Here is a 13521-nt window from a genome sequence, read left to right as displayed (position 1 = left end):
GATCGGGCGCTCTTTTTTATGGGTAATGAAATGATGAGAAGGGTTATTGATCGCTGATGACGATGGCAACCCGGCGGTTGGCGGCCCGGCCCTCTCTGGTCTTGTTATCCGCCAGCGGCATGGTCTCGCCACGGCCATGGATCTCCAGATTGGCTGGCTTCATGCCGACCGAGACCAGCACATCGGCTACCGACTGGGCCCGCTTCAGGGAGAGCTGCTGGTTGTAGCTGCTCTCGCCGGTATTATCGGTGTGGCCATCCACCCGCGCCTTGTCCAACCCTACGCCAAGCAGTGTTTTACCCAGTTTTTCAACGGATTGGCGAGTCTGGGGATTGAGCGCCCCCACGTTGTTGGCAAACAGCACCCGGTTGGCCAGATCCAGCGTCCACCCCTCATCGGTCAGATAAAAGCCCTGCTCCTTGAGCACGGCGATCTGCTCCGAGGTCAACCCTTTGGGCGCGCTCTGGCAACCGGCCAGCAGCGACAACATCAACCCCAGCAGGGTCACTTTCAACAGGTGGGTGATCTTCATGGTTTGCTCCTTGTTTATGTTGTTATTCTTGCCAGTCAGGCGATGGTTTGCTGTTCGCTGCGGCGCGCCCGTTTCGCCAGATACATGGCTGCATCGGCCTGATCACACAGCACGCTGGCGCTCATGCCCGCCTGATAGACGGCGAAGCCGACACTCACCTCGGCCACCAGCTGACGACCGTCACGCAGCGCCACCGGTTCACTCATCGCCTGCTGGATGCGGCCAATCACCTCTTCCACCTCATGCTGTCGCTGGAGTGGGCCAACCAGCACCGCAAACTCGTCACCACCGAGGCGAAAAACCAGATCATCCGGACGCAGCTGATGTTGTACCCGTCTTGAGAGCGCGATCAGCACATCGTCACCGGCGTTGTGCCCCAGCGTGTCATTAATTTGCTTGAAACGATCACAGTCGAGATAGAGCAGCGCAAATCCCTCTTGCTCGCCGAGGGAGATGGCCTGCGCGAGCCGCGCTTCAAACAGGGCGCGATTGGGCAGTCCGGTGAGGGCATCGTGGGTCGCCTGATGGAGCAGGCTGGCATTTTCGCGGGCCTGCTGGGCCTGCCAGGCTTGCAGCTCGTCCAGCAGGGAGTTGAAGTCATCCCCCAGCTCGTTAATCTCAACGATATCGGCCGGTGGCGCCCGCATCCCCAGGGTGCGCTGTCGGCGTACCGAGTGGGCGACAAGTGCCAGTTTGCGCAGCGGCGCGGTGATGAAGACCTGCATCCGGTCAGCCACATAGAGAGCCACCATGGCGCTCAGCATCAGGCAAACCACCATCGCCAGCAGCGCCGAGAGCAAAAACAGCAGCAGGTATTCACCGTGGCCACGCAGCTCGATGGTGGCGATCTGCTCACCCCCCCGCAGCATGGGGAGCTTGACAGGCCCCGGCATCAGCAGTTGGGCCAGATAGTCTTCGAGCGTCACCAGCGGGTTGCTTCTGGGGCGCTCCCAACTGGCAAGCAGCTGACCATTGGTCAGCACGATAGTGGCTTCGGCCACCTCTTCCTTGGCAACGATGCCGCTAAGCGCCTCGCTCGCCGCCTCCTCATCGTGGAACACCACCGCCGCCTCGGCGCTGTAGCTGATAGCGCGGGCTACCAGCTCCAGATTGTGGTCGGCGTAAAAACGCACTACCAGCAGGGCCACCAGTGTAAAAAAGAGTCCCGCCACGCTGACGGCTGTGATGGCGGCCACCAGATGGGTTCGCCCCAGGCTCTGACGCAGGGTCAGACGGCGGGGAGCCGCGCTCACCTGTCGTCTCATGGAACCCCCTTGTCGGCATGGGCCAGCTTGAGCACGGCGGGATGCACCCGCACGCCGCTCAGGGCCAGAGCATCGAGGTTCACTTTAAACCGCACCCGCACGCTGTCCGGCGAGGTCTGCAGGCAGAACACCGAGCTGGTGGAGCAGTCGTGGTTGTATTCGCTGATGCTGAGCACTGGGTGTCCCTGCAGGCGGGCAAACAGCGCAATTCGGGTCGGCTCGTCGAGCACTCCCAGATAGAGCACATCGCAGTGATCGCTGATGGCAGGATCGCTCGCCTCGTAACGATGGACCTGCACGGTACGCCCATTGGCCTGACGATCGATGGTAAAGAGAGCGCCGGCATATTCGGTCGGCGCCGCCACACACATGCGCAGCACCGCAGGCTCGGTGGGCCAGCGGGTATAACTCATGATATCGAGCACCAGCTCCCTGACCGCCGTCGCCCGGCTCTCTGCGGCCGTTTCCGCCAGCGCGCGGGGCAACAGCAGGCTAAACGCAACCAACAGGAGCGCCAGACGGGCAGTTAAACGAGGGGAAAAGAGTAACAGCATGATCGGGAGGTAGTCGCCTTGACAATACCGCTGCTATGGCATTGCGGTTCGGATACATGAACCCAGATAGTAAGTTGGCTGACACTGGCCTGACAAGTCTCACCCCGCCATCAACTACAGAGTTCGTGTAAAGAAAACGGAGAGCCCGTCTGGTAACGGGCTCTCTGGTGGCAGGCAACAAGACGGAAATCACTTCTTGCTGATGCCGTATTCTCGCAGCTTGTTGGCGATGGCGGTATGCGACACGCCCAGGCGTTTGGCAAGCTGGCGCGTTGACGGGAAGGCGGGATAGAGCCGAGCCAGCAGCTGGCTCTCGAAGCGCTTCACCGCATCGTCGAGATTCCCCTCAAACCACTCGTCGATCAGCGGCATGGTATCGGCCGCCACCGGCAGGTCGATCTGCTCGGGCCCCAGTTCATCCCCTTCCAGCAGGGTCATGGCACGGTAGAGACAGTTGCGCAGCTGACGCACGTTGCCCGGCCAGCGGTAGGCGGTCAGGTAGTCGGCCATGTTGCGGGTAAAGCGCGGACGGGGTCGCTGCAACTCGCTGGCAAAGCGGGAGACAAACTGCTGGGCCAGCACCATGATGTCCGCCTTGCGCTCGCGCAGGGGGGGCAGCGCCAGACTGAGCACGTTGAGGCGATAGTAGAGATCCTCGCGGAAGGTTCCTTCGTGCACCAGATCCAGCAACTGCTTCTGGGTGGTGCAGATAAAGCGCACGTTGACCTTCACCTCCTGCTCGTCACCGACCCGGCGGAATACCCCATCCTGCAACACCCGCAAAAACTTGGTCTGCAGATGGGGAGACATGTCGCCGATCTCGTCCAGCATCAGGGTGCCGCCGCTCGCCAGCTCCAGCACGCCGCGCTTACCCTCGGTGTTGTTGCCAAAGGCACCGGGGGCATAACCAAACAGCTCGCTCTCGGCCACGTTATCGGGCATGGCGGCGCAGTTGAGGGCCATAAAGGGGTGGCTGGAGCGCAGGCTGGCCCCGTGACAGGCACGGGCCAGCAGCTCCTTGCCGGTACCGGTCTCGCCGACAATCAGCAGCGGCGCATCCTGCATCGCCAGTTTGCGCGCTTGCGACAGCACCTCTTTCATCTTGGGGCTCTCGGCCTGCAGATGCTCGAAGCCCCCCACTTCCACCGCATGAAGCGCGCTGAAGTGCAGGCCGACCCGACGGGCAGATTTGAGCACCACCACGGCCCCGGCCAGCGCCTGCTTGCCGCGGGCTTCTGCCACGAACAGCGGCATCAGATCTGCCAGATACTCTTCGCCATTGAAACTGAGCTTGCAGGTCTGCGGCTTGATCTCGCTCGCCTCCAGCCAGCGGGTGAAGGAGAAACCCTTGACCAGCGAACCGAGCGCCACGCCGCGTACCTCCTCCACCGGCAAGCCGAGGGTGGTGAGGGCAGACTGGTTGGCCTGGGTCACCTTGCCCTTGCTGTCGAGGGAGAAGACCAGATCCGGCAGCGCCTTGAGCAACGCCTCGATCTCGTGATGCTCTCGCTCGGAAGGCATGTAGGGGATGGTCTTGACGTCGTAGACGCCGGGAATGCGGCGGATCTCCGGCATCAGGTGCTGAAAATCACTGAACTCCAGCTCGGGAAAGTTGAGATAGATGATGCCTGAGGTATCGATTTCGATGCCGCGCAGATCGATATTGTGCTCCACCAGGCGGTCGAGCAGTTCCCGGGTCAGGCCCAGGCGGTCTTCACAGCTGACTTCAAGACGCATTCGGGACACACTTCCTAGCTAACTCTATGAATGAGCGGATAATACAGTCTCGATCCCCCCAGTGCGAGCGCCAGCCCATAAAAATGCGGGCCTGCCCCGCTTTCGCAGGCAGGCCCGGGTCAACCGATGACGCTGGTGTGGGGTGCGATTACCGGAGCAACTGATCGGTGCGCGCCGCCATGATGAAGTCGTTGCGGTGTAATCCGCCGATCTTGTGCGTCCACCAGCTGACGGTCACCTTGCCCCACTCGGTCAGGATGGCCGGATGATGGAACTCCGCTTCTGCCAGCTCGCCCAGGCGGTTGGTAAAGGCCAGCGCCTCCTTGAAGTTGCGAAACCTAAATTCCCGCCGCAGTTGCAGCGCCCCCTCCTCCACCAGCGGCTGCCAGTCGGGAATAAGCTGCATCAGCTCGCGCAGCTCCTCATCGCTCACCTTGGGGGCATCGGCGCGACACGCTTCACACTGCTGGCTGGCCAGTTCGGACATGGGTTACTCCTGCTTGAATTAATGAAAATGAAATAGGGTTGTTTGCTTTTGGTCAGCTCGCCTGTTTGCCAGCGGGAACCTCAAAGCGCGGCGGATAGAGGCCAAGCCGACTGGCCTCGGCCAGAGCAGCCATGATCTCATCCCCGGTCAGCTGGTAGAGATGATCGAGACTCGGCAGCACAAAATAGGTGGGCTGCATGATGTCGATGCGATACGGGGTGCGCAGCACAGTCAGTAGATCGAAGGGTTGCAGCAGCGGCTGGCCGGAGAGGGCATAGGCGGTCTCGCCGATGGAGGAGAGAATGCCGCCGCCGTAGATACGCAGCCCGTCAGGCGTTGCCAAGAGGCCAAACTCCACGGTGAACCAGTAGAGCCGCGCCAGAAAAACTCGCTGCTCCTTGCTCGCCTGCTGCCCCAACTGACCGTAGAGGTGGGTGAAGTGGGCAAAGGCCGGATTAGTCAACATGGCGCAGTGGCCGAAGATCTCGTGAAAGATATCCGGCTCTTGCAGGTAGTCGAGCTCGTCCCGGCGCCGGATAAAGGTGGCCACCGGAAACTGGCGATTGGCCAGCAGGGCGAAGAAGCGATCGAACGAGATAAGCGCAGGCACCACCGCCACCGACCAGCCGGTCGCAGGCTGCAAGACGGAGTTGATCTCGGCCAGCTGGGGGATGCGATCACGGGGCAGCCCCAGTCTGTCGAGACCGGCCAGATACTCGTCACACCCCTTGCCATCGAGAGCGGCGAACTGACGTTCGATCAGGATCTTCCAGGTGCCGTGCTCTTCGTTGCTGTAGTGGATCACCCCGTCAGCATCCGGCTGGTGGGCGGTGTAAAAGGTTGCCATAGCGGTTCCATCCTCTGGCGCCACATCAAGGCGCCTTGCCGTTTCATCACGATTTCACTGTAACGAAATGGCAACAAAAAAAGCAGCTGACCCATGAGTCGGCTGCCTGAAACAGTTGTAAATAAATTGTGACAACCCGCTAACCAATCCCCACTACAGCTTGACCATGATATGGCGCGGCACCGTGTAATCCTCCAGCGCATAGAGGGAGAGATCCTTGCCGTAGCCCGACATCTTCATGCCGCCGTGGGGCATCTCGGAGGTGAGCATGAAGTGGGTGTTGATCCAGGTGCAGCCATATTGCAGGTGGCTGGCCACCTTGCTGGCGAGGCTCAGATCCTTGGTCCAGACCGACGAGGCGAGGCCATAGTCCGAGTCGTTGGCCCACTGCACCACCTGCTCGGCATCGTTGAAACGGGTCACCGACACCACGGGGCCAAATACCTCGCGCCGCACGATCTCATCCTCCTGCCGAGCCCCGACAATCAGGGTCGGCTCGAAGAAGAAGCCGTTGCCGGGACGGATCTTGCCCCCCGCCGTCACCTCCACATGACCGCTGCTCTGGGCGCGCTCGACAAAGCTGGCGACCCGGTTGCGCTGTCTGTCCGAAATAAGCGGCCCCATCTCGACCCCCTCCTCGTACTGGCTGCCCACCTTGATGGAGGCCACCGCATCGGTCATGGCGGCAACGAACTTGTCGTAGATCTTGCCCTGGGCATAGATACGGCAGGCGGCGGTGCAATCTTGCCCTGCATTGTAGAAACCGAAAGTACGAATACCCGCCACTACGGCCTCCAGATCCGCATCGTCGAAGATGATCACCGGCGCCTTGCCCCCCAGCTCAAGGTGGGTGCGCTTCATGGTGCGGGCGGCACTCTGCAGGATCTTCTGGCCGGTGGCGATATCGCCGGTGAGCGATACCATCCGCACCAGCGGGTGCTCCACCAGCGGCGCCCCCACACTCTCGCCCCGCCCGCAGATGACGTTGATAACGCCGCGGGGAAAGATCTCGCTGGCCAGCTCCGCCAAACGCAGCGCGGTGAGCGGGGTCTGTTCGGAGGGTTTGAGCACCACCGTATTGCCCGCCGCCAGCACCGGCGCCATCTTCCAGGCCGCCATCATCAGCGGGTAGTTCCAGGGGGCGATACTGCCCACAACACCTATGGGGTCGCGGCGGATCATGCTGGTGTGCCCCTCGAGATACTCCCCCGCCAGCGGCCCTTGCAGGCAGCGGGCCGCCCCGGCAAAGAAGCGGAAGCAGTCCACCACCGCGGGCAGCTCGTCGTTGAGCACTGCCAGATAGGGTTTGCCGCAGTTGAGGGATTCCAGCGCCGCAAACTCCTCGGCGTGGCGCTCGACGAGATCCGCCAGACGCAGCAGCATGTTGCTGCGCTGGGCCGGGGTGGTGCGGCTCCACTGGGCGAAGGCGCGCTGGGCACCGTTCACCGCCCGGTTCACCTGTTCGAACGAGGCTTCGGGCACGGCGGCGATCTGCTCGCCGTTGGCCGGGTTGAGAATGGGTTCGGCCTGCCCATCGCCGGTCACAAACTGGCCATCAATCAAGAGTTGGGTAGAGAGTTTCATGGTTGCATCCTTGCGCACGCGTTGAGTCATCATTTGCCACTGCCAGCGACATCATGGGTGTCGCGAGTGAGGTAGTAGGCAAGCAAAATAGGGATAGTGGTGAAGGCCACTATGATGAGGGCCACCACGTTGGTGACCGGCCTGTCTCGGGGACGGATCAGCTCCTGATACATCCAGATGGGCAGCGTGGTCTGCTGGCCCGCCGTGAAGGTAGTGACAATCACTTCGTCAAAGCTCAGGGCAAAGGCCAGCATGCCCCCCGCCAGCAGCGCCGTGGCCAGATTGGGCAGGATCACGTAGCGCAGGGTCTGGAAGCCGTCGGCCCCGAGATCCATCGACGCCTCGATGAGGCTCTGGTTGGTGCGGCGAAAACGGGCCAGCGCATTGTTGTAGACCACCACCACACAGAAGGTTGCGTGGCCGATAACGATGGTCCAGAAGCTGAACGGGATCTCCATCAGGCCGTAGGCCGAGCGCAGCGCGATACCGGTGACGATACCGGGCAGCGCGATGGGCAGCACCAGCAAGAGCGACACCACCTCCTGACCGAAGAAGCGGCTGCGGGCAATGGCCCCTGCTGCCAAGGTGCCGAGGATCATGGCCGCCAGTGTCGCCAGCCCTGCGACCTCCAGTGACAGCTGGATGGCACGCCACACATCGGGGCGATTGAGGGTTACCTCGAACCATTTGAGAGTGAGTCCGGGGGGCGGAAACTGGTAACTCTTGCTCTCGCTGGTGAAGGCGTAGAGGAAGATAAACAGAATGGGAAAGTGCAGGAACAAGAGCCCGCCGATGGCGGCGTACTTGAGCAGGCCCGAAGGGCGCTCTCCCTGACGGCTCATTGAGCTAGCTGACATGACGGCCTCCTTGCTGCCGGTTCAGAGCGAGATGGTCAAAGCGCATCAAAAGCCCCCAGTCGTTTCGCAATCGCCAGATAGATGGCGATGATAAGGATCGGCACCAGCGAGAAGGCGGCGGCAAAGGGCAAGTTGCCCGCCGTCCCCTGCTGCATGTAGACCACCTGACCGATATACATGGTCGAGTTGCCAATGATGCCGGGGATGATGTAATCACCGAGGGTCAGCGAGAAGGTGAAGATGGAGCCCGCCACCACACCGGGCAACGCCAGCGGCAGGATCAGGTTGCGAAAGGTCTGGGCGGGTGTCGCCCCCAGATCGCTGCTCGCCTCCAAGAGGGATCGCGGTATACGCTCCACCGCCGCCTGAATGGGCAGGATCATGAAGGGCAGCCAGACATAGACGAACACGATAAAGGTGCCGAGCCGCGAGAAGGAGAGCGACGGGCCACCTATCACCGGCAAGGAGAGGATGGCATCGAGCAGCCACTCCAACCCCATGCTGTCCGCCAGCCAGCTCACTACCCCCTCCTTGGCCAAGATCAGCTTCCAGGCGTAGACCCGCACCAGATAGCTGGACCAGAGCGGCAGCATGATCCCCACATAGAACAGCGCCCGGGTCTTGCCACTGGTGTAGCGTGCCATGTAGTAGGCAACCGGAAAACCGAGCAGGGCGCAGGCCAGGGTCACCAGCAGCGACATGCCGACGGTGCGGCCGATCACATCCAGATTCTCCGGTCGCAGCAGGGCGACGAAGTTTTGCAGCCCCAGCTCGTGGCGCACCTGACCGCTGAACTCGTCCAGCCCGAACAGGGAGTTGGAGAGCAACATCAGCAAGGAGCCGACATAGATGATGCCGAGCCACAGCAGCGGCGGCCCCAGCAGGATCGCCAGCAGCAGGCCGGGCCGACCATAGAGCAGGGTCGAGAGGCGCCGCAGCGGCCTGAAACGGGCAGGTTCGGGCTGATGGTTCATGGCAAGACTCGCACTGTGAGGGGCACTCATGGCTGCGCCCCCTGATGGGCGCCGCTCAGGCGATGGATGGCCTGCTCCGGCCAGCTGAGGCTGACCCTGCTGCCACGGGCCAGACGGGCCTGCCCCTCATTGGGGTGGTTGACGATGATCTCGAGCTGCTCCCCGAGATCAACCCGATAACGGACGAAGGGACCCAGATACTCCACCTCGCGGATCTCTCCCGACCAGCCCGGCGCACCCGCCTCAGCGAGCCGGATCCGCTCCGGGCGCACCATCATCTGGCTGCCGTCGCCGCACAGCCGTCTGGCCTGCTCCCCTTCGAACAGATTGACGGTGCCAACGAAGCGGGCCACAAACGGCGTCGCCGGAGCGTCGTAGATGGTATCGGGGGCGGCAATCTGCTCGATCTTGCCCTGACTGAAGATGCAGATCCGGTCGCTCATTGAGAGCGCCTCCTGCTGATCGTGGGTGACGAAGATAAAGGTGATGCCCAACTGGCGTTGCAACGCCTTGAGCTCAAGCTGCATCTGCTCGCGCAACTTGAGATCGAGGGCCCCCAGCGGCTCGTCCAGCAGCAGGATGCGTGGCTGGTTGATAAGCGCCCGGGCGATGGCGATGCGCTGGCGCTGGCCGCCGGAGAGCTGGCTTGGGCGGCGCTTGCCGACCCCAGGCAGTCGCACCAGCTCCAGCATCTCGTCCACCTTGCGGTAACGCTGTGCCTTGGCGACCCCCTTGAGCATCAGGCCATAGCCGATGTTGTCGCGCACATCCATGTTGGGAAACAGGGCGTAGTCCTGAAACACGGTATTGAGGTTGCGATCGTAGGGGGGCACGGTGGAGCAGGGTTCGCCAAACAGGCGGATCTCCCCGTCGCTCGGGTACTCAAAGCCCGCGATCATCCGCAGGCAGGTGGTCTTGCCGGAACCGCTCGGCCCCAGCAGGGTAAAGAATTCCCCGGAGGGGATCTGGAAAGAGATGTCGTCGACCGCCTTCACCTCGCCATAGTGGCGACTGACCCGGTCAAATTGTACGGCGTTCATGGGGCGTCCTTGTCTGTACTGGGATTGGCCGGACTCCTGTCTGGCCCGCTTGATTATCCGCTCTCGGCAGTCGTGCAGAGGAGGCGCAGCTCCCCTGCCGTTGGCAAGGTGGCAGCGGTTCCGACCACCTTGCTCACCCCACCTTAGCGGCCGCCCAGAATGGCGATATAGTCGGAAACCCAGCGGTAATAGGGCACGCAAGTTCCCTGGCTCTTGCACTGGGAGACCGGAGTGCGCCAGAAGCGAACCCGATCGAAGTTGTCGAGACCGTTGGTTTTGCACCCGGTCGGGCCCAGCAGGGCATTGCCCTCACAGGCGGCAGGCACCACAGGCACCGAGCCAAACCAGGCGGCGAGATCCCCCTGCAGCTTGTTGCTCAGGGAGTGTTCCAGCCACTTGTAAGCGCAGGTGAGGTTCTTGGCATCGCTGTGCACCATGCTGGTATCGGCCCAACCGGTCACTCCCTCTTTCGGCACAGTGGTGGCGATGGGCTGCTTGTCGGCGATCAGGGCATTGGCCTGGAACGGCCAGGAGCCTGACGCAACCACCCCTTCGTTCTTGAAGTCATCGATCTGGACGAAGGCATCATGCCAGTAGCGTCCCACCAGCTGGCGCTGCTTGCGCAGCAGATCGAGGGAGGCCTTGTACTGATCCTCGTTCAGCTCGTAAGGATCCTTGATGCCCAGGGCGGGCTGATGGGTCATCAGATAGAGGGCGGCATCGGCGATGTGGATCGGGCCGTCAAAGGCCTGCACCCGCCCCTTGTTGGACTTGCCATCCGCCAGGGTCTGCTCCTCGAACACCACGTTCCAGGAGTCCGGTGCCTTGGGGAACACCTTGGTGTTGTACATCAGGATATTGCCGCCCCACTGGTAGGGCACGCCGTAGTGCTTGCCATCCACAGTGTGCCAGGGGGCATTTTGCAGCCGGGGATCAATCTTGCTGTAGCTCGGGATGAGTGCCAGATTGAGCGCCTGCACCTTGCCACCGGCAATCAGACGCAGACTGGCATCGCCGGAGGCGGTCACCAGATCGAAGCCCCCCTCGTTCATCAACGCCACCATCTCGTCCGAGGTGGCCGCCGTCTTGACGCTCACCTTGCAGCCGGTCTCTTTCTCGAATCCGGTCACCCAGTCGTAGTTCTTGTCGGTCTCGCCACGCTCAACGTAGCCAGCCCAGGCCACGATATTGAGCTGGCCTTCACCCTTGCCGAGCTCGGTCGGGGCAGCCTGGGTCTGGCCTGCCAGCAGCGCCGGCACAAGAGCCAGCATCAGAGGGGTCAATTTCATCATGCACTCCTTGCATTGTGTTGACTTGCATCAGGTGAAGGAACGCCACCATGGGCGTTAACATCCTGTTAACCAGCAATGAGCTTAGGGGAGTGGCAATACGATGAATATTTCAATTTTTGGTGGCTCAGGTATCAGCTAAATCGATATCGAGTGCAGATGAATCTGATTTTGGGTGGCTACCCCGCAAGAGATGGCTAGCGAGGGAGCGCCTGACGAGCTCTCAATCGGCTCTGATCCCGTGCGATATCGATAAATTCCCGCGCCGTCCAATCCAGCCGAGAACCACGGCGCCACACCAGACCGATATCGATGGCGGGAATGGGCTCCTTGATGGGGCGCGCCTCGACCCGCTCCTGCTCCAGCGACCAGGGGCGATAGGCAAAATCGGGCAACAGGGCGACCCCGAGCTGGCTCGCCACCAGACTGCGCACCGCCTCCACCGATGCGGTGCGCAGTACGATACGGGGGGAGATGCCGTAGCGGCGCAGGCCGCCACCGATGATCTGATCGAGCTGATCGGCGGTCAGCGAGATCATCGACTCCTCCCCCAGCGCGGTGAGCGAGAGGGTCGACTCGGCACAGAACGGGTGGTTGGCGGCCAGCCAGAGCCGCAGCGGCGAACGGGTCAGCAATTCGGTATCAAACGCCTCTTGCCGGATGGTGCGGTTGGTCATCAGGATCCCCACATCCACCTCGCCGTTGACGATCTGGTGCTCAAGGAAGGGCTGTTCATCCTCCTTCACCTCGATCTGTACCGCCGGAAAGGCGCGGCGAAAACGGCCGAGCGCCTCTGAAAGGTAGTAACCCGCCACCAAGGTGGTCACGCCGATGGTGAGTCGCCCCTGATCCTGCTGGGCTACTGCTTTGAGGGAGTGGCTCGCCTCGGTCATGGCGCCGAGAATACGGCGGGCGTGGAGCAAAAACTGGTGGCCCTGAGTGGTGAGGGTGACGCCGCGCGGATTGCGCTCGAATAGCGGGGCGCCCAGCTCGGTCTCCAGCTCGCGAATGGCGCTGGTGACCGCCGACTGGGAGATATGAAGCTCGGCGGCGGCGCGACTCACTGAAAAGCTGTCGGCCACGGCCACAAAATAACGGATCTGGCGAAAGGTAAAGTTCATCGGGCATCCTTGCCGATTGGTACTATTGGTGTGATTGGTAAGATTGGCTGCCAGCTTAACCGTAAACGGGCTCCTCGCCAAAACCGGACACTGCTGCCAACTCAATGATCTGCCGATTAAAACCATACCCCTGTGGCTTGGCGAGCACGACAGGGGCATGGATCATCGCAGCAAGGTGCAGACAGGGCTATCAGGATTTGTTGAGGTACCCCGCCAGCTGGCCGATCAGCCGCTTGCGCAGCTCGCCGAGTTTGGGTTTCTCGTCCGCACACCAGGGCAGCGGGCGGCACGCCTCTATAGTACGCAGGCCAAGGCGAGCGGTGAGCAGCCCGGCCCCCACCCCTTGCGCCGCGCGGGCAGAGAGCTTGGCGGCAAACTCGGCGCCCAGCAAGTCCATCCCCACCTCGGTCACCAGCTCGGTGGCACCGGCGTAGAGCATGTTGCGAAACACCTGACGGATGAGGCGTATGCGGCTCCAGTAGCCAAGTTCGATGGCGTAGACATCGGCGATATCTTCGATCATCCGCAGGTTGCGCCACAACATCAGCATCATGTCGACGGTGGCGAGCGGGCTCAGGGCCACCAGCACCGCGGCCTCCCCCGACCATTTGGCCACCCGCGCCTGCGCCAGTTTGTCGCGCTCGCCGAGCACCAGCTGGCTATAGAGGGTCAGCACCTCCCGATCGCTGTGGCTCTCGTCGAGCTGGGCCAGCCAGGTTTGATACCCCTCGCGCCCCTTGTCGCCACTTTTGACCGCCAACCCTTCGCAAAAGGCCTGCCCCTGCCCGACTCCCTGATGAGCAAGCAGATCTTCTGCTCGCGAGCGCACATCCTGACGCCGCTTGAGGGTGCGCAGCCGCAGCCACTCGCGTCCCACCACGCTGGCGGTCCCCGCCGCCACCAGCGCCGAGGCCGCCAGCCAGGCGCTGCCCCAGAGCGGGGTGGTGAGGAATTGATCGTAAAGGAAGGCGCCATATTGGCCCAACGAGAGCAGACCGACCGCCCCCAGCCCCCAGGCCAAGAGCCGATGACGGCGGCGCGGCTTGATGACGAGGGCGCTCTCCACCTCGGTGAACTCGTCCAGCTCGTCGAGGCGCTCGAAACTCGCCTCCTCCAGCCGCTGGGCCGGTGCGGGCGGTCGCTCGTCACTGGCCACCGTCAAGGCTGGCTCAAGGATCACCTTGCCCTGCAGCGGTGGCCGCTCTTTTATCTGATCGTTCATCGCATTGTTCTC

The 13521-nt window shown here is 62.2% G+C and carries 13 protein-coding genes; all 13 read right to left on the bottom strand.

What is annotated here, in order from left to right; translation table 11 throughout:
* Positions 1-43: 43 nt before the first annotated feature.
* The 13 genes from AACT07_RS13925 to AACT07_RS13865 all read right to left on the bottom strand — a co-directional run bounded on the left by AACT07_RS13925 (position 44) and on the right by AACT07_RS13865 (position 13509).
* Positions 44-532: an OmpA family protein gene (locus AACT07_RS13925; protein ID WP_069528364.1), complete on the bottom strand. Its 489-nt coding sequence runs from the start codon at positions 530-532 to the stop codon at positions 44-46.
* 35 nt (positions 533-567) lie between these two features.
* Complete coding sequence (locus AACT07_RS13920; RefSeq protein WP_069528363.1) at positions 568-1797, bottom strand: diguanylate cyclase domain-containing protein; 1230 nt, start codon at positions 1795-1797, stop codon at positions 568-570.
* Positions 1794-2351, bottom strand: a complete 558-nt coding sequence (locus AACT07_RS13915) for a YfiR family protein (RefSeq protein ID WP_069528362.1) — start codon at positions 2349-2351, stop codon at positions 1794-1796. Before AACT07_RS13915 ends, AACT07_RS13920 begins: the two co-directional genes overlap by 4 nt.
* Before the next feature lie 189 nt (positions 2352-2540).
* On the bottom strand, positions 2541-4088 hold the full coding sequence (tyrR, locus tag AACT07_RS13910; protein WP_005333656.1) for a transcriptional regulator TyrR: 1548 nt from the start codon (positions 4086-4088) through the stop codon (positions 2541-2543).
* A 148-nt stretch (positions 4089-4236) separates the two neighbouring features.
* Positions 4237-4575 carry a 4a-hydroxytetrahydrobiopterin dehydratase gene (locus AACT07_RS13905; RefSeq protein ID WP_042083349.1) on the bottom strand — a complete coding sequence of 113 codons (339 nt, stop codon included), beginning with the start codon at positions 4573-4575 and terminating at the stop codon, positions 4237-4239.
* A 52-nt stretch (positions 4576-4627) separates the two neighbouring features.
* Positions 4628-5422: a phenylalanine 4-monooxygenase gene (gene phhA, locus AACT07_RS13900; protein ID WP_069528360.1), complete on the bottom strand. Its 795-nt coding sequence runs from the start codon at positions 5420-5422 to the stop codon at positions 4628-4630.
* A 153-nt stretch (positions 5423-5575) separates the two neighbouring features.
* The gene (locus AACT07_RS13895) at positions 5576-7006 is read right to left on the bottom strand and encodes a gamma-aminobutyraldehyde dehydrogenase (RefSeq protein ID WP_069528359.1); all 1431 of its coding nucleotides are present in this window, start codon (positions 7004-7006) and stop codon (positions 5576-5578) included.
* Between the two features lie 29 nt (positions 7007-7035).
* Positions 7036-7863: an ABC transporter permease gene (locus AACT07_RS13890; protein ID WP_019444920.1), complete on the bottom strand. Its 828-nt coding sequence runs from the start codon at positions 7861-7863 to the stop codon at positions 7036-7038.
* 35 nt (positions 7864-7898) lie between these two features.
* Positions 7899-8867, bottom strand: coding sequence for an ABC transporter permease (locus AACT07_RS13885; RefSeq protein WP_005346227.1), 969 nt, complete (start codon positions 8865-8867; stop codon positions 7899-7901).
* Positions 8864-9877 carry an ABC transporter ATP-binding protein gene (locus AACT07_RS13880; RefSeq protein WP_019444921.1) on the bottom strand — a complete coding sequence of 338 codons (1014 nt, stop codon included), beginning with the start codon at positions 9875-9877 and terminating at the stop codon, positions 8864-8866. Before AACT07_RS13880 ends, AACT07_RS13885 begins: the two co-directional genes overlap by 4 nt.
* 143 nt (positions 9878-10020) lie before the next feature.
* Positions 10021-11166, bottom strand: a complete 1146-nt coding sequence (locus AACT07_RS13875) for an ABC transporter substrate-binding protein (protein ID WP_069528358.1) — start codon at positions 11164-11166, stop codon at positions 10021-10023.
* 197 nt (positions 11167-11363) lie between these two features.
* Positions 11364-12287: a LysR family transcriptional regulator gene (locus AACT07_RS13870; RefSeq protein WP_069528357.1), complete on the bottom strand. Its 924-nt coding sequence runs from the start codon at positions 12285-12287 to the stop codon at positions 11364-11366.
* Between the two features lie 190 nt (positions 12288-12477).
* Positions 12478-13509: a YcjF family protein gene (locus AACT07_RS13865; RefSeq protein ID WP_043824835.1), complete on the bottom strand. Its 1032-nt coding sequence runs from the start codon at positions 13507-13509 to the stop codon at positions 12478-12480.
* Positions 13510-13521 lie beyond the last annotated feature (12 nt).

It is taken from the genome of Aeromonas sp. ANP5 (genome assembly GCF_963870295.1).
In the GTDB taxonomy this organism is placed as follows: Bacteria; Pseudomonadota; Gammaproteobacteria; order Enterobacterales; family Aeromonadaceae; genus Aeromonas; species Aeromonas veronii.
This window is presented reverse-complemented; position numbering and strand designations above follow the sequence as displayed.

Bases quoted from the DNA above. Each gene is read 5' to 3' on its own strand.
- AACT07_RS13920 (WP_069528363.1), bottom strand. From the start codon at position 1,797: ATGAGACGACAGGTGAGCGCGGCTCCCCGCCGTCTGACCCTGCGTCAG.
- AACT07_RS13885 (WP_005346227.1), bottom strand. From the start codon at position 8,867: ATGAGTGCCCCTCACAGTGCGAGTCTTGCCATGAACCATCAGCCCGAA.
- AACT07_RS13880 (WP_019444921.1), bottom strand. From the start codon at position 9,877: ATGAACGCCGTACAATTTGACCGGGTCAGTCGCCACTATGGCGAGGTG.
- AACT07_RS13865 (WP_043824835.1), bottom strand. From the start codon at position 13,509: ATGAACGATCAGATAAAAGAGCGGCCACCGCTGCAGGGCAAGGTGATC.
- tyrR (WP_005333656.1), bottom strand. From the start codon at position 4,088: ATGCGTCTTGAAGTCAGCTGTGAAGACCGCCTGGGCCTGACCCGGGAA.
- AACT07_RS13915 (WP_069528362.1), bottom strand. From the start codon at position 2,351: ATGCTGTTACTCTTTTCCCCTCGTTTAACTGCCCGTCTGGCGCTCCTG.
- AACT07_RS13895 (WP_069528359.1), bottom strand. From the start codon at position 7,006: ATGAAACTCTCTACCCAACTCTTGATTGATGGCCAGTTTGTGACCGGC.
- AACT07_RS13905 (WP_042083349.1), bottom strand. From the start codon at position 4,575: ATGTCCGAACTGGCCAGCCAGCAGTGTGAAGCGTGTCGCGCCGATGCC.
- AACT07_RS13890 (WP_019444920.1), bottom strand. From the start codon at position 7,863: ATGTCAGCTAGCTCAATGAGCCGTCAGGGAGAGCGCCCTTCGGGCCTG.
- AACT07_RS13925 (WP_069528364.1), bottom strand. From the start codon at position 532: ATGAAGATCACCCACCTGTTGAAAGTGACCCTGCTGGGGTTGATGTTG.
- phhA (WP_069528360.1), bottom strand. From the start codon at position 5,422: ATGGCAACCTTTTACACCGCCCACCAGCCGGATGCTGACGGGGTGATC.
- AACT07_RS13875 (WP_069528358.1), bottom strand. From the start codon at position 11,166: ATGAAATTGACCCCTCTGATGCTGGCTCTTGTGCCGGCGCTGCTGGCA.
- AACT07_RS13870 (WP_069528357.1), bottom strand. From the start codon at position 12,287: ATGAACTTTACCTTTCGCCAGATCCGTTATTTTGTGGCCGTGGCCGAC.